Source organism: Mesorhizobium sp. RSR565B (assembly GCF_054719465.1).
This window is the reverse complement of sequence record NZ_JBTTIE010000001.1, coordinates 533701-548649: the sequence shown is the minus strand read 5'-3', so window position 1 is coordinate 548649 and position 14949 is coordinate 533701. Positions and strand designations below refer to the sequence as shown.

Sequence of the window (14949 nt, the reverse complement as noted above, 5' to 3'; positions counted from 1 at the left end):
ACGACATGAGCGTGGCTGAAAAATCCGAGAAGAAATCCGGCGGGCTTGGCGAAATCGTCAGCGTCATCATCCAGGCTTTGCTGCTGGCCATGGTCATCCGCACCTTGTTGTTCCAGCCCTTCTCGATTCCGTCCGGCTCTATGCGGCCGACCTTGCTCGAAGGCGACTATCTGTTCGTCACCAAATGGTCCTATGGTTTCTCGCGTTATTCGCTGCCATTCGGCCCCGACATCTTTTCCGGCCGCATCTGGGGTTCCGATCCGAAGCGCGGCGACGTGGTGGTCTTCAAGTTCCCGCCGGATCCGTCGCTCGACTACATCAAGCGCGTCGTCGGCCTGCCCGGCGACAAGATCCAGATGAAGGACGGCCAATTGTTCATCAACGGCCAGGGCGTGCCTCGTGTGAAAACCGGCCAGATCCAAAATCCTGATATCACGGAAGTGCCTGAGCCGGTCGACGTCTATCGCGAGACCCTGCCCAACGGTGTCAGCTACGACACGCTCGACCTGACACCGAATTCGATCACCGACAACACCCGCGAGTTCGTCGTGCCCCCCGGCAACTATTTCATGATGGGCGACAATCGCGACAACTCCTCCGACAGCCGCCTCAGCGTCGGCTACGTGCCGGCGGAGAACCTTGTCGGCCGCGCCAACATCGTCTTCTTCTCGATCGCCGGGAAGGCGAGCCCGCTCGAGATCTGGAAATGGCCGTCGCTGGTGCGCCTGTCGCGCCTGTTCCATTTCGTGAATTGATGGCTTTGAAGCGCCCGACGGGTGAAACTCTGGCCGATTTGGTGACAGCCAAAACCGGCCATTCCTTCCGGGATGTCCGTTTGCTCGAGACCGCGCTGACCCATTCCAGTGCGGTCAAGGCAAGCAGCAACAACCAGCGCCTCGAATTCCTTGGCGACCGCGTGCTCGGCCTGATCGTTGCCGACCTGCTTTTCGAAAAGTTTCCTGAAGCGCCGGAAGGTGAAATCGCCCCGCGCTTCAATGCCCTGGTCGATGCGCGGACATGCTCCGAGATCGGCATTGAAATGCAGCTCGAAGATCTGGTTCGGGCCGACGCTGCCTTGAAGGCGCGCTCGCGCGGCTCGGGCGGAAACTATCTGGCGGATGCGGTCGAGGCGCTGATCGCGGCGGTCTATATCGACGGCGGCCTCGATGCCGCAAGGCAATTCGTCCTGCGTTACTGGGAGCCGCGCTCGCAAAAGGTGGTGGCCAAGCCGCCCAATCCGAAATCCGACCTGCAGGAATGGATCGCCAAGACCAGCGATGTCAGGCCCGAATACGCGATCGAGAAACGCGAGGGACCTGAACATCAACCGGTTTTCACGGTGTCCGTGAAGGTCGGCGGTTTTGCGCCGGCAAGCGGCACGGGCGGCTCTCGCCGCGCAGCCGAAGAAGCGGCGGCATCGGCGTTTCTTATGCGCGAGGGCATCTGGGCCAACCAAGGGAGTGCGGCGTGACCGGCAGCGAAGATCTCCCTCCGGCAGCGGAGGCCACGCATTCCGGCTTCGTTGCCCTGATTGGGGCGCCCAATGCCGGCAAGTCGACGCTGGTCAACCAACTGGTCGGCGCCAAAGTGTCGATCGTCACCCACAAGGTGCAGACCACCCGCGCCATCGTGCGCGGCATCGCCACGCATGACAACGCGCAGATCGTCTTTGTCGACACGCCCGGCATCTTCAAGCCGAAGCGCCGGCTCGACACCGCGATGGTGACCACAGCCTGGGGTGGCGCCAAGGACGCCGATATCGTGTTGCTGCTGATCGATGCCGAGCGCGGCATCAGGGGTGACGCCGACGCCATCCTCGAGCGGCTGAAGGACGTCCGCCAACCGATGGTGCTGATCCTCAACAAGGTCGACCGGGTCAAGCACGAGGCGCTGCTGGCCCTGGCTGCGGCAGCAAACGAAAAGGTGCCGTTCAAGCGCACCTTCATGGTCTCGGCGCTGACCGGCTCCGGCTGCAAGGACTTGCTCGACTATCTCGCGCAAGCGCTGCCGGTCGGCCCCTGGTACTATCCGGAAGACCAGATCTCCGACTTGCCGATGCGTCAGCTTGCGGCCGAGATCACTCGCGAAAAGCTGTATCTGCGGCTGCATCAGGAGTTGCCCTATTCCTCCCATATCGAGACCGAGAAATGGGAAGAGAAACCGGATGGCTCGGTGCGCATCGACCAGACCATCTATGTCGAGCGCGACAGCCAGAAGAAGATCGTGCTCGGCCACAAGGGCGAGACGATCCGTGCCATCGGCCAGTCGGCGCGCATGGAAATAGCCGGCATTCTCGAGCAGAAAGTGCACCTGTTCTTGTTCGTCAAAGTGCGTGAAAACTGGGGCGACGACCCCGAGCGCTACCGCGAGATGGGGCTTGAGTTTCCCCATTGAGCTTCATCGTCTAGAAATGCCGCCCGGCAGTTTGAGACGATGACATGCCTGATCCAAAACCGACCATCGATACCGATCTCGTGCGCCGGCTGGTCAACGCGCAGTTTCCGCAATGGCGGCATCTGCCGGTGAGGCCGGTGGCGTTTGGCGGCTGGGACAACCGAACCTTCCACCTCGGCAATGATATGACTGTGCGGCTGCCGAGTGCCGCACCATATGCCTTGCAGGTCGAAAAGGAGCACCGCTGGCTGCCCAGGCTGGCGCCGCTTCTGCCGCTGCCGATCCCGGTTCCACTGGCGATGGGCGAGCCTAGGGAGGACTACCCCTGGCAATGGTCCGTCTACCGCTGGATCGACGGCGAAACAGCCAAGACCGCCGAAATCGCCGATCGCCCACAGTTCGCGGTCGATCTGGCCAAGTTCCTCATTGCGCTCCGGCGGATCGATCCGGCGGGCGGGCCGCCCGCGGGCCAGCACAATTTCTTCCGCGGCGGATCGCCGAGCGTTTATGACAACCAGACAAGGGAAGCACTCCAGGCGCTGGAGGGGCAGATCGACACCCAGGCGGCCACCGCTGTCTGGGATGCGGCCCTTGCCGCCACCTGGCAAGGGTCGGCCGTCTGGTTTCACGGCGACGTCGCCTGGGGCAACCTTCTGGTCCAAAACGGCTGTTTGAGCGCCATCATCGACTTCGGCACCTCAGGCATCGGCGATCCCTCTTGCGACCTGGCGATCGCCTGGACATTCTTCCAGGGCGAGAGCCGGGAGGCATTCCGGGCTGCCATCGACGTCGATGAAGCGACCTGGGCGCGCGGCCGCGGCTGGACGCTGTGGAAAGCGCTGATCACCGTTGCCGGACACGACGCCAACCAGGCCGAGGCGGAACGATCGCGCCGCGTCATCGACGACGTTCTGGCCGATCACCGGAAATTCGCATGATCAGAGCCTTTCGACGATGTGTGGGGATCCAATGTCAGCACAGATCGCACGCGGCGCGCCAAAATCTTGATTTCGCCACGCAACCGGTGACAAGCTCCTGCCATGGAATGGCGCGACGAGGGAATCATACTCGGCACCCGCAAGCATGGCGAAACCAGCGCCATTCTCGAGGTAATGACGCGTGCGCATGGCCGCCATCTCGGCCTGGTGCGCGGCGGGCGCTCGCGCAAGCAGCAGCCGGTGCTGCAGCCCGGCAACCGCGTCGACCTTTTGTGGCGGGCACGCCTCGACGAGCATCTCGGCACCTTCCAGGCCGAGGCGATCGAGATGAATGCCGCCCGGTTGATGGACAGCGCAGTCGCCGTCTACGGCCTGCAGACCATGGCCGCGCATCTCAGGCTCCTGCCGGAGCGCGACGCCCATGGCGGCCTGTATGAGACGCTTGCCGTGATGATCGCCCATCTGGACGATTCGGATGCCGCCGGCGAACTGGTGGCGCGCTTCGAACTGCTCATCCTCGACGAACTCGGCTTCGGCCTCGATCTCAGCCAATGCGCGGCGACCGGCGCCAGGCAGGATCTGGCCTATGTCTCGCCGAAATCCGGCCGTGCCGTGTCGCGAGCCGCCGGTGCGCCGTGGCGCGACAAGATGCTGGCGCTGCCGGCCTTCCTGCAGCGCGGCTCCGGCTTGCGGGCGGACCACGCGGCACTCGAGGACGCCTTCCATCTGACCGGTTTCTTTTTCACCCGCCATGTCTACGAGCCGCGCGGCATCGAACAGCCCGATGCCCGTGCCGGCTTCCTCGCCGCCTTGCGCAAGCATCATTCGGGCGGCAAGGCCGCCCTTACGGCAGACGCTGCGCCAGAAGGGGGAGGGAGACTCGGTGGGTGCTGACCTCCGCAAACCGTCCAGGTTCACACCAAAAGCTGCATGCGGCAGCATTCCCTCCCCCTTGTGGGGAGGGTTAGGGTGGGGGTACTCGTAGGGCAAGAGCCTCAGCCGGCTTTGCGATGCTCCATGAAATCATCGAGGATGGCGCGCTGACCGCCGAGGATCTTGCGGCTGGCCTCGGCCAAGGAAAACCAGCCGGCCCTGTCGACTTCGGGAAATTCCTTCAACGAGCCAGATCGTGGCGGCCATTCCATCGTGAACATGTTGCTTTTGACGGCATCGGCGTCGATATCCGCCTCGACACTCCAGGCGATGACGATCTTGCCGCTGGCTTGCCGATAGCTGCCGACAGGTTCGAAATCCCCATCGATCGCGACGCCGAGTTCTTCCCCAGCCTCGCGCCGGGCGGCGGCCAACTCATCTTCATTGTCCTCGACGAGGCCCTTGGGGATCGACCAAGCGCCTTCATCCTTCCTTGCCCAGAATGGGCCGCCGGGATGGACGAGCAGAAATTCGAGAATGCCGGCCCTTGTCCGGTGGATCAGCAGCCCTGCACTTCGTTTCGGCATTCGATTTCCTCGTAGTTCATCCGAGGATAGCATGGCTCCTGGGCAAGTGGCGGCGGCATGCCATTCCTGGCTATCTCAGATGATGAGTGAGGATAAAGACCGTAGGCCGCTGGAATTTGCCGACGAAACATGCTCGATAACTTCTTTTCGGCCACCATTGCGGTGGCGTGACTTGAATAGCCGTCTGGGGTGGCCGTGTGGCCGCCGCAATTGTCAGTGAAAACTGGCCTGGTTTGGGGGAACCGCCATGTTTGAAAGCCTGATTGGCGCCGTCGTCGTTATCGTGCTTTTTGTCCTCGTCTTGCGCCAGCAGGGCCGCGTCAGTCTGATCGAGCGCGAGCTCGGAGCGCTGCGCAGCCTGGTTCTGTCCGGAGTGCATGCGACACCGCCCGTTGCCAAACCGGCCGAGCAGGCTGCAAGCGCACCGGCGGATTCCGCTCACGCTAGCGCACCAGCTGCCGACATAGCTTCGCCAACAACAGCAGACGCGGCACATGCCCAGGCACCGGCCGCCGAAGCCGATGCGGCCACCAGCGAGGCCGTGCCAGAACTGTCAGCCGCGGCCAAGGCGGCATTCACCGGATCCGCGCCTGCCGCCACGGCGAAGGCAGCCCGCCAGTCCGAGGTCGAAACGGCGCTCGGCACCCGTTGGGCGGTCTGGGTCGGCGGCGTCGCATTGGCTTTGGGCGGCCTGTTCCTGATCCGCTACACCATCGAGGCCGGCATTTTCGGCCCCGAAGTGCGGCTGTCCCTGGCGGCGCTGCTCGGCCTGGTGCTGATCGGCGGCGGCGAGTTCATCCGCCGCACCGGCTTCAAGGTGCCGGTGCAAGGGGCTGCAGGCGCCTATATTCCGGCGATCCTGACGGCTGCCGGCGCCTTCATCCTGTTCGGTGCGGTCTATGCCGCGCACGCCATTTACGGTTTCGTCGGCCCGGCCTTCGCCTTCACCGTGCTCGGCGCCATCGGCGTAGCGACCATTGTCGCCGCTCTCGTCCATGGTCAGGCCCTGGCCGGCATCGGCCTTGTCGGCTCGATGGCGACGCCGGCGCTTGTGTCCTCGCAGGCGCCCAACCCATGGGCGCTGTTCGTCTACCTGGCGATCGTGCTTGCCGCCACAGCCGTGATCTCCCGCATACGCGACTGGAAATTCCTGATTGCGGCCGCCTTCTTCGGCACCGGCGCCTGGACCATCGCCTACATGATGAGTACGCTCGTCGCCGACCTTGCCGTCATCCTGTTCATCGACGCGGTGACGCTGGCGGTGCTTGCCTTTATTTGGCTGGGCAGTCGTGGCGGCGAAGCGGAACCTGCAAAGGCGGGCTTCGACTGGCCCTCGATCGTGCCTGGCGTTTTCGTTGCGTTTTCAGCGCTGGGCCTGTCGGTCGACACGACGCTGGTCGCCGCCGGTGGCGCCTTGCCGGGCGCCTTCGTCCTCGTCGCCCTTGTCGCCACCGCACTCTACCGGCCGCGCGCGCTGCCGCTGCTGCATGCCGCCGGCGTGGTGAGCGTGATGATCCATCTCGGCATCATTCCGCCCACCACCATCGGCTCCGACATAACCCAGGGGAATATCGGCTTTGACGGCATGCCGGTGGCGGCCGGAAATCCGTTGACGCTGCGCATCGGCATTGCCCTCGGCCTGGTTTTCATCGGCGCCGGCTTCTGGGCCGCACGCCGCTTCGCCGCCTCAGCACGGGTCCGCGCGGCATGCTGGGCGGCATGGGGCGTCGCTGCGCCGCTGCTTATTCTGCTGACGCTGTGGCTCGCCTACGGCAATCTCGACCGCGACCTTGTCTACGCAGCGATAGCTGCCCTTCTGGTCGTCGTCTTCGCCGCCGGCGGCGAATGGATTGCGCGCGCCGAACAGCCGCCGCTCAAGGGCGACGTCGCCGTCTCCTTCGCGCTTTGCGGCTCGGCTCTGGCCGGGCTCCTGATGCTGCACATGGCCTTCGGTTCCGGCTGGACCACGTTGCTTGCCGGCGTTGCCGCCATCGTGCCGGCGCTGGCGACGCGTTGGCGTTCTTATCCGGTGCTGGGCTGGATTTCGGTCGGCGCGGTCGTCGCCGTGCTCGGCCGCGTCGCCTTCGATCCGACCATCGTCGGCGCCGAGTTCCTGACGACGACGCGGGTGTTCAACTGGCTGCTGCCGGGATACGGCGTACCGGCGCTAGCCTTCGGCTTTGCCGCCTGGCAACTCGCGCGTACCACCCCCGCACTACCAACAACTGGTAATGGCCGGCCGCGCCTAGCGATGGAGGCGGGTGCAGCCCTGTTTGCGCTGCTCACCGTCGCCATGCTGGTGCGCCACGCCATGCATGGCGGCGTCATCGACACCGGCCCGGTGACGCTCGCCGAACAGGCGATCTATACGCTGATCGCCATCGGCGCCGGCGCGATACTGGTGGCCATCGACATGCGCTCGCCAAGCTCTGTGCTGCGCTACGGCTCGATGGCTGCCGGCGTGCTCTCGGTCGCCTTCATCGTCCTCCAGCATTTCCTGGTGCTCAATCCGCTGTTCACCGACGAATCGACCGGCCAGATCCCGGTGTTCAACCTCTTGTTCCTGGCTTATCTCCTGCCGGCCATCGCTGTCGGCGGGCTGGCGCTCTATGCCAGGGACAAGCGGCCGCCATGGTATGCGCAGATGCTGGCGGTGGTGGCGGCATTGCTTGTCTTCGCCTACGCCACACTGTCGGTCAGGCGCGTGTTCAAGGGCGAGTTCATCGGCCTGTGGAGCGGCCTCGGCCAGCTCGAGACCTACACCTATTCGGCGCTCTGGCTGGTCATTGGCGTCGTGCTGCTCACCGCCGGCGTCTGGCTGAAGTCGCAGGTGCTGCGCATCGCCTCGGCGGCGCTGATCGCGATTGCCGTGGTAAAAGTCTTCCTGTTCGACATGTCGGAACTGGAAGGCGTGCTCAGGGCGCTGTCCTTCATCGGTCTTGGCGCCGTGCTGATCGGCATCGGCCTGTTCTACCAGCGGCTGCTGACGCGGGCGGCGAGGGAGGCCAACGCTGCAACTTGAAGTGATATACGAGATGGAATATATGAATATCCAACGGAGGATATTCGATGCCGCTCTATATCCGCGACGACGAAGTGGATGCGCTGGCCAGCAGATTGCAACGCGAGACGAACGCTCCGAGCAAAACGGAGGCGGTGCGGGTCGCGCTCGTGCACGAACTTGAGCGCAATCGGGCGAAGGTGCCGCTGCGCGATCGGATCGCCAGTCTTCAGGACAGGGCCAGGAAGCTTGGCCTGCCCAATCCCGATTTCGATATGAAGAAGTTCACCGACGAGATGTGGGAAGACTGATGTTTGTCGACGCGTCGGTGATCGTCGCCATTCTCAACCAGGAACCTGGGTGGGAGGAATTGCTGAAGCAGCTATCCGGTTTTTCCGGGCAGGTCTGGGTTTCTCCGTTGGTTCACTTCGAAGCAACACAGGCATTGGCACGGGCTGGCGCCGGCCCGCGCAGAGCCAGCGCTGAAGCCCTTCTCCATGCCCGCGATCTGATCGATGAGTTCATTGTGGAGATCATGGGAGAGAGTCTGGCCATTGACGACAACATCAGCTCTCGGGCCATTGACGCGAGTGCCCGTTACGGCAAAGCCGTTGGCCACAAGGCGGATCTGAATCTCGGGGACTGTTTTGCTTACGCCTGCGCGAAAAGCCGCGATCTTCCACTGCTATACAAAGGCCATGATTTCGCGCAGACCGATTTAGGATAATTCGGCCCTCTTGTTGATTGCGGGGAATAATTTAGCCGATCACCTCGTTATCTCAGTGCTTGGGTGACCGGGGCGGCAGACCGCTTCGCGCTGGCCGCTTGCGCCGCGCCGGGAAGGCGCGTTCAATCGGGTTAAACAAGGGCGACCTCAGAACCAGCGGTCATGGACGAAAAGAAGGCAGCAATCCTTGGCGAAATACCGCGCTTGCGCCGCTACGCACGCTCGCTTCTGCGCGACCGCGAATCCGCCGACGATCTCGTCCAGGATTGCCTCGAACGAGCGCTCTTGCGGCTTGAAAGCTGGCAGACAGGAGAAAGCCCCCGGAGGTGGCTGTTTACGATCATGCATCATTTGTTCATCGATCAGATGCGCAAGGTGAACCGGCGCGGTGAGGCGGCGATCCTGCCGCTTGACGCAAACGAGGCGCAGGCAGTCCCCGCCGAGCAGGCGGAGAACGCCGCCTCGCGCGAGATCATCGACGCATTGCAGGCGATCAGCCCCGACCGTCGCGCCGCTCTCGTCATGGTCGCCATCGAAGGATTCTCCTATGCCGAAGCCGCCAACATTCTCGGCGTGCCCGCCGGCACGCTGATGTCGCGCATAGCGCGCGGACGCGAGGAGCTGCGCAGCCTGCTCGATGACACGGCGCGCCGCCGCTCGATAAGGATCGTCGAGAAATGACCCGCCGCGATTTTTCCGAACGCGATATCCACATGGCTCTCGACGGCGAGCTGCCGGGCGACGAGCGCGCCGCCTACGACGCCTGGATCGACGCCAATCCCGAAATGAAGGCGAAAAGCGCCCGCTACACCGCCGACCGCGCCGCGTTGCGCGCCGCCTTTGCCGGTGTGCTCGACGAGCCCGTGCCGGTGCTGTTCAAGCAAATCGTTAGCGGTGAAGGCGCGACCAAAGCGGCGGCGCGGCAGTCGCGCTGGTGGCTTGCGGCCGCGGCGGCCGCAGTGCTCGTCATCGGCGGTCTTGGCGGCTATTTTGCCGGCATCGACGGCATCGGCAGGGAAGATGGCGCCGATGACCAACTGGCCGAAGAGGCGATCGCCGCCCATGTCATCTATGCCGCCGAACAGCGCCATGCGGTGGAAGTGCCGGCAAGCGACAAGGATCACCTGCAGACCTGGCTGTCCAACCGCGTCGGCCTGAAACTGGTGGCGCCGGATCTGGTGGCGGAAGGCTTCCAGCTGGTTGGCGGCCGGCTGCTGCCCGCCGGCCAGGGCAAGGCAGCGATGCTGCTTTACGAGGACGCCAAGGGTCAGCGCATCTCCTTGTTCGTTACCGCTGATTCCTCAGCCAAGTCCAAGGGCACCTACATGGCGGACGCCGACGGCCCCGAGGCGGTCTACTGGCTGGACAAGGGCTATGCCTGCGCCGTCGTCGGCTCGCTGCCGCGCGAGCAACTGGCTGCGGTCGCCAAGCGGGCCTACGGTCAGCTTCTGGCTGGTATCGCCAGTTAAGCGCATTCCGTTTCGGGAATGCGCCGGGGTAGAAAGTGTCACAATTCGGCCCTATTCGAAGTGCGATAGCGCTTGATGGATATCGGCGTTTCGGCTGATGTTTGCGACGTTTTTGACTGCGGTCTTTTCCTCCACCCAATCGAGGTTTTCCAAACCCGCATGCCTGCCGAGATTCGCAAGGCCCGCGCGTCCGACGTCGATGACCTCGCCGCCATCGAGAAGGCGGTCTTTTCCAGTGACCGCATTTCCCGGCGCTCCTTCCGCTTGTTGATCGAACGCGAGACAGCCGAGATGCTGGTCGCCGAAAGCGATGGTCGTGTCGCCGGCTACGCCATCGTGCTGTTTCGCAAGGGCAGCGGCGTCGCCCGGCTCTATTCGCTTGCCACCAGCCCGTTTTTCAGCGGCCGCGGCATTGGCCGCATGCTGCTTGCAGCGGCCGAAGAAGCTGCCTTCGAGCACGACCGCATGATGTTGCGTCTCGAAGTGCGCGAGGACAATCTTCGCGCCATTGGCATCTATGAGCAGAGCGGCTACCGCAAGATCGGTCGCGAGCCTCACTATTACGAGGATGGCGCCACCGCGCTGCGCTACGAAAAGACCTTGCGCGGCGATATTCCGGTCGCCACCAAAGTCCCGTTCTACCAGCAGACCTGCGAGTTCACCTGCGGTCCATGCTGCCTGATGATGGCGATGGCCAATTTCGATTCCGGCTTCGTGCCCGATCCGGTCATGGAAATCCGCCTATGGCGCGAGGCAACGACCGTGTTCATGATGTCCGGCCCGGGCGGCTGCGAGCCCTTCGGCCTTGCGGTTTCCGGCTACGAAAGCGGGCTTGCGGCGGAAATCTTCGTGTCCTTCTATGGCGCGCTGTTCTTGCAATCGGTGCGCAGCGACGACAAGCGCCGGGTGATGGAACTTGCCCAGGTGGACTTTCGCCGCCGCGCGGAACTTTACGGCATCCCGGTGAATTACCGTCCGTTCACCATCGATGATATCCGCGGCGCCCTGGCTCAGGGAAAACTGGTGCTGGTGCTGATCAGCGGCTTCCTGATGTTCGGCAAGAAGGTGCCGCATTGGGTGCTGGCTATCGGCGACGATGGCGACCACATCCTGATCCACGATCCCTGGGTCGAGGACGAAAGACAGGAGACCATCCTCGATGCCGCCAACATTCCCGTGCCGCACGGCATCTTCATGAACATGGCGCAATTCGGCCGCGACGGACTGCGTGCTGCCATCACTCTTGGGAAACGCTGATAACAATGACCTGGGTCATCCTCACCGGCCGTCAGAACGATCTCGACCCGGCGGCGACGCCGCACAAGATCATCACCAACCGTGACTATCTTGCGCATCCGGCGCTGTTTCGCGGCCAGCAGCCGAAGGTCATCAACCTGTCGAACAATTACGCCTACCAGAGCCGCGGCTATTATGCCTCTCTGCTCGCCGGTTCGCGCGGCCACAAGGTCATCCCGACGGTCGAGACGATGATCGACCTGTCCGAGCGCAAGCTCTACGAGCACGCGCTGCCGGAACTGGAGCTGGCGCTCAACAAATGCCGCAAGGATCTCGGAGGCGTTTTCCCGCAAAAAATCTGCATCTTCTTCGGCATCGGACCGTCGAAGGTCTGGGACCGCTTCGCCAAGCTGTTGTTCGACTGGTTCCGCGCTCCGGCGCTTGAGGTTCACATCAAGGACAGCGCCGAATGGGCTTCGATCCGCAAGATAGGCTTCCTGCCGCTGGCCAGGATGGCCGAGGAGGAAGAAGCCCTCTTCGTGCAGGCGCTCGAGACGTACACCAACCGCGAGTGGCGCGACACCAAGGGCCGCACGCCGGCACGCTACACCTTCGCCACGCTGGTCGATCCGCATGAGGAACTGCCGCCGTCGGAGATTTCCTCGCTGCGTTACTGGGCCAAGATCGCCGAAAAGATGGGCGTCGAAATCGAGCCGATCACCAGGAAGGACCTGGCCAAGCTCGCCAATTACGACGCGCTGTTCATCCGCGAGACCACCTCGATCTCAAACCACACCTACCGCTTCGCGCGCCGCGCCCAGCAGGAAGGCATGCCGGTGATCGACGACCCGCTGTCGATGATCCGCTGCACCAACAAGGTCTATCTCAACGAACTGATGGCCTACAACAAGGTGCCGGTGCCGCCGACGGTGATGATAGCCGGCACCTCGGACCTCGAACTGGCGGCGCAGACGCTGGGCTTTCCGCTGGTGCTGAAGATCCCGGATTCATCGTTCTCGCGCGGCGTCAAGAAATGCGGCAACTTCGAAGAACTGAAGACGCTCGCCACCGAGTGGCTGGAGGATTCCGATCTCCTGATCGCGCAGAAATTCATCCCGACCGAATATGACTGGCGCGTCGGCGTGCTCGGCGGGCAGCCGCTGTTTGCCGTGCATTATCTGATGGCGAAAAAACACTGGCAGATCGTCAACCACAAGGCCAGCGGCAAGCCTGACCAGGGCGGTATCAAGACCTTCACGCTGAAAGAGACGCCGCCGCATGTCGTCGACACCGCGGTGAAGGCGGCGCGCTGCATCGGCGACGGGCTTTACGGCGTCGATCTCAAGGAAACCAAGGATGGCGTCTTCGTCATCGAGGTCAACGACAACCCGAACCTCGACCATGGCTGGGAGGATTCCGGCGAAAAGGACGAAGTCTGGGTGCGGCTGACGCAATGGTTCCTGGAGCGGCTGGACCGTCCCGGGCGTTAGTTTGCCGTCCCGGGCGGTATTCAACCGAGGGGGAAAAATGCAGTTCATCGTCATCGAGGATTTCACCGGCTGCGACCGCAAGGAGATCTACCGCCGTTTCGGCGAGCGCGGCCGATTGAAGCCGGACGCGCTTGTCGTGCACCACTCCTGGATCGCGGCTGATATGAGCCGCTGCTTCCTTTTGGTCGAAGCCGATGACGTCACGCTGCTGCAGCGCTGGGTCATCGAATGGTCTGACCTGGTGGAGTTCGAGATCATTCCCGTGGCGACGAACAAGGACATGGTCGCCGCACTGGCCGGCCATCTCTGAGCAGTTCGGTCCATCAGCCGAGCACCGGCGAACCCACCGACCGCCGGCATTCCTCAATCAGCCAATTGCGAAACGCCGCCACCAGGTCGCGCCTTGCACTGCGTTCCGGGATCGTCAGGCAATATGGCTGACGCAGCGCGATCGATAGGGCATTAGCCCGGACCAAACGGCCCTCTTCCAGCGCCCCGGCGCAATAAATGCCTTGCGCCAGCGCCACGCCCAGCCCTGAAATGGCAAGGTCGAGCGCTGCCCGCGACGAGTTCGCCGACAGGCCGCGCTGCACTGCGCGGCCGGGTTCTATGCCCGCCGCCTCGAACCAGGTGCGCCAAGACGGAAACGACGCGCCGGTCGGTCCCCAGTCGGTGTGAATCAGTGGCAGGCCGGCGAGGCTGTCGGTTTTGGCGGTGAGTTCTGGCGCGCAGACGGGGTAGACGGCGTCCCTGACGATCTCCTCGCTCGGGTGTTCACGATAGTGCGGGCCGAAGGACAGCCGGATGTCGATCAGTTCGCGGTCGAACGGCACCGGATCGTCATCGCCGCGCAGGGATATGTCGACGGCGCCGTGGCTGGCGACAAAGCCGGCGAGGCGTTCGGAAAGCCAGCCCATCGCCATGGACGGCGGCACCGATACGACAAGCCGCGGGCGGAAGGCATCGCTGCCACGCGCGATGCTGCCGATCTCCCGAAAAGCCAGGGTCAGCCGGGGCAGCATCTCGACACCGGCTTCCGTCAGCACCACGCGGCGGTTGACGCGATGGAACAGTTTTCGACCCATCTGCTCCTCGACGGTGCGAATGAGCTGGCTGACCGCAGCCGCCGAGATCGAGAGCTCATCCGCCGCTGCGGCGAAACTCCCCGAGCGCGCCGCCGCCTCGAAGGCTTGAAGTCCTCTCAGGGAAGGAAGCGCGGTCATTGGGTGATCCGATAGGTAAGGTCAGCTTATCTGTGTCGCAGAAATCCTCGTCTTTTGAAAGCTTTCTTATTCGAGTAGCTTGGCGCCATGACCGTATCGGCCCAGTTTGAACCCAGAGACCATCGCGACGTCATCGCGTTCCTGACCAATGAGCAGCGCAGCCGCCTGACCGGCAAGTCGGACGGGCCGGGTCTGGTCCAACTCGCCTTCCATCTCGGCGCGATTGTGGCTATCGGCGGGCTGATTGCGGCCAAGGTGTCGTACTGGCCGCTGTTGATGTTGCCGCAAGGCATTCTTATCGTCTTCCTGTTCACGCTGCTGCATGAGACGGTGCACAGGACGGCGTTCGAGACGCAGTGGCTCAACGATGCCGCCGCAAGGGTCTGCAGCCTGGCGATCGCGCTGCCCGCCGACTGGTTTCGCTATTTCCACTTCGCCCATCACCGTTTCACCCAGGATCCCGAGAACGATCCGGAACTCGCCTTCCCGAAACCGGAGACGATGCGGCAATACATTGTCCACGCCTCGGGCCTGCCGGTGTGGTGGGGGCATTTGCAGACACTCTACACCAACGCGATTGGAGGCTGCCACGACAGCTACGTGCCGCCGAAAGGCCTGCCCAAGGTGCGCACTGAAGCCCGCGCCATGATCGCTTTCTATGTCGTGGTCGCCGCGCTAGCCCTGTGGTTCGAGGCAAGTGTACTGCTCTATGTCTGGATCGTGCCGGCGCTGCTCGGCCAGCCTTTCCTCAGGCTCTATCTGCTGGCTGAGCATGGCCGCTGCCCGCTTGTCGCCAACATGCTGGAAAACACCCGCACCACGCTGACCAACTGGCTGGTGCGCAAAGTCGCCTGGAACATGCCGTATCACGCCGAGCACCACGCCTATCCCGGCGTGCCCTTCCATCAGCTGCCGGCCTTCCACCAGCTGATCGAGCGCCATCTCAAAGTCGTCGAACCCGGCTATTTCAGCTTCCACGAGAAATACGTCGAGACCTTGCGCTGAGGCGCT

16 protein-coding genes are annotated in these 14949 nt (G+C 63.4%); 14 read left to right on the top strand and 2 right to left on the bottom strand.

All coding sequences use genetic code 11. The annotated features are described in order from the left end of the window. Positions 1 to 5: 5 nt before the first annotated feature. The 5 genes from lepB (at position 6) to recO (ending at position 4226) form a co-directional block, all read left to right on the top strand. Positions 6 to 755 (top strand): signal peptidase I, encoded by a 750-nt coding sequence (lepB, locus tag ACYG9R_RS02785; protein ID WP_023670241.1) that lies wholly within the window; start codon positions 6 to 8, stop codon positions 753 to 755. Further along, positions 755 to 1471 carry a ribonuclease III gene (gene rnc / locus ACYG9R_RS02780; RefSeq protein WP_023692856.1) on the top strand — a complete coding sequence of 239 codons (717 nt, stop codon included), beginning with the start codon at positions 755 to 757 and terminating at the stop codon, positions 1469 to 1471. The genes lepB and rnc overlap by 1 nt, the downstream gene beginning before the upstream one ends. Further along, the gene (gene era, locus ACYG9R_RS02775; RefSeq protein ID WP_023670243.1) at positions 1468 to 2394 is read left to right on the top strand and encodes a GTPase Era; all 927 of its coding nucleotides are present in this window, start codon (positions 1468 to 1470) and stop codon (positions 2392 to 2394) included. The genes rnc and era overlap by 4 nt, the downstream gene beginning before the upstream one ends. Before the next feature lie 44 nt (positions 2395 to 2438). Continuing rightward, a complete protein-coding gene (locus ACYG9R_RS02770) occupies positions 2439 to 3332 on the top strand; it encodes an aminoglycoside phosphotransferase family protein (RefSeq protein ID WP_023824168.1) in 894 nt (297 codons plus the stop codon). Positions 3333 to 3434: 102 nt separating this feature from the next. After that, a complete protein-coding gene (gene recO / locus ACYG9R_RS02765; protein ID WP_023824167.1) occupies positions 3435 to 4226 on the top strand; it encodes a DNA repair protein RecO in 792 nt (263 codons plus the stop codon). Positions 4227 to 4327: 101 nt separating this feature from the next. Here the strand turns inward: recO and ACYG9R_RS02760 are convergent, their stop codons facing one another. Further along, positions 4328 to 4792 (bottom strand): NUDIX domain-containing protein, encoded by a 465-nt coding sequence (locus tag ACYG9R_RS02760; protein WP_023824166.1) that lies wholly within the window; start codon positions 4790 to 4792, stop codon positions 4328 to 4330. A gap of 247 nt (positions 4793 to 5039) precedes the next feature. Here ACYG9R_RS02760 and ACYG9R_RS02755 point away from each other — a divergent pair, with 247 nt between their 5' ends. From ACYG9R_RS02755 to ACYG9R_RS02720, 8 genes are all read left to right on the top strand, one after another. Continuing rightward, on the top strand, positions 5040 to 7814 hold the full coding sequence (locus ACYG9R_RS02755) for a DUF2339 domain-containing protein (protein ID WP_023824165.1): 2775 nt from the start codon (positions 5040 to 5042) through the stop codon (positions 7812 to 7814). A 47-nt stretch (positions 7815 to 7861) separates the two neighbouring features. Then, positions 7862 to 8104, top strand: a complete 243-nt coding sequence (locus ACYG9R_RS02750; protein ID WP_023670248.1) for a type II toxin-antitoxin system VapB family antitoxin — start codon at positions 7862 to 7864, stop codon at positions 8102 to 8104. Beyond that, entirely contained in the window at positions 8104 to 8520 is a 417-nt protein-coding gene (locus tag ACYG9R_RS02745; RefSeq protein WP_023824164.1) for a type II toxin-antitoxin system VapC family toxin, read from the top strand. Before ACYG9R_RS02750 ends, ACYG9R_RS02745 begins: the two co-directional genes overlap by 1 nt. 162 nt (positions 8521 to 8682) lie before the next feature. Further along, complete coding sequence (locus ACYG9R_RS02740; protein WP_023670250.1) at positions 8683 to 9201, top strand: RNA polymerase sigma factor; 519 nt, start codon at positions 8683 to 8685, stop codon at positions 9199 to 9201. Then, positions 9198 to 9989 (top strand): anti-sigma factor family protein, encoded by a 792-nt coding sequence (locus ACYG9R_RS02735; protein WP_023687291.1) that lies wholly within the window; start codon positions 9198 to 9200, stop codon positions 9987 to 9989. Before ACYG9R_RS02740 ends, ACYG9R_RS02735 begins: the two co-directional genes overlap by 4 nt. A gap of 159 nt (positions 9990 to 10148) precedes the next feature. Beyond that, positions 10149 to 11246: a peptidase C39 family protein gene (locus tag ACYG9R_RS02730; RefSeq protein ID WP_023692865.1), complete on the top strand. Its 1098-nt coding sequence runs from the start codon at positions 10149 to 10151 to the stop codon at positions 11244 to 11246. A gap of 5 nt (positions 11247 to 11251) precedes the next feature. Beyond that, positions 11252 to 12715, top strand: coding sequence for a RimK family protein (locus ACYG9R_RS02725; protein ID WP_023692866.1), 1464 nt, complete (start codon positions 11252 to 11254; stop codon positions 12713 to 12715). Between the two features lie 37 nt (positions 12716 to 12752). Further along, positions 12753 to 13025 carry a DUF3303 domain-containing protein gene (locus ACYG9R_RS02720; protein WP_023670254.1) on the top strand — a complete coding sequence of 91 codons (273 nt, stop codon included), beginning with the start codon at positions 12753 to 12755 and terminating at the stop codon, positions 13023 to 13025. Positions 13026 to 13038: 13 nt separating this feature from the next. Here the strand turns inward: ACYG9R_RS02720 and ACYG9R_RS02715 are convergent, their stop codons facing one another. Then, positions 13039 to 13938, bottom strand: coding sequence for a LysR substrate-binding domain-containing protein (locus tag ACYG9R_RS02715; RefSeq protein WP_023824163.1), 900 nt, complete (start codon positions 13936 to 13938; stop codon positions 13039 to 13041). 87 nt (positions 13939 to 14025) lie between these two features. Between ACYG9R_RS02715 and ACYG9R_RS02710 the strand changes: the two genes are divergently transcribed. After that, on the top strand, positions 14026 to 14943 hold the full coding sequence (locus ACYG9R_RS02710; protein WP_023824162.1) for a fatty acid desaturase family protein: 918 nt from the start codon (positions 14026 to 14028) through the stop codon (positions 14941 to 14943). Positions 14944 to 14949: the final 6 nt, after the last annotated feature.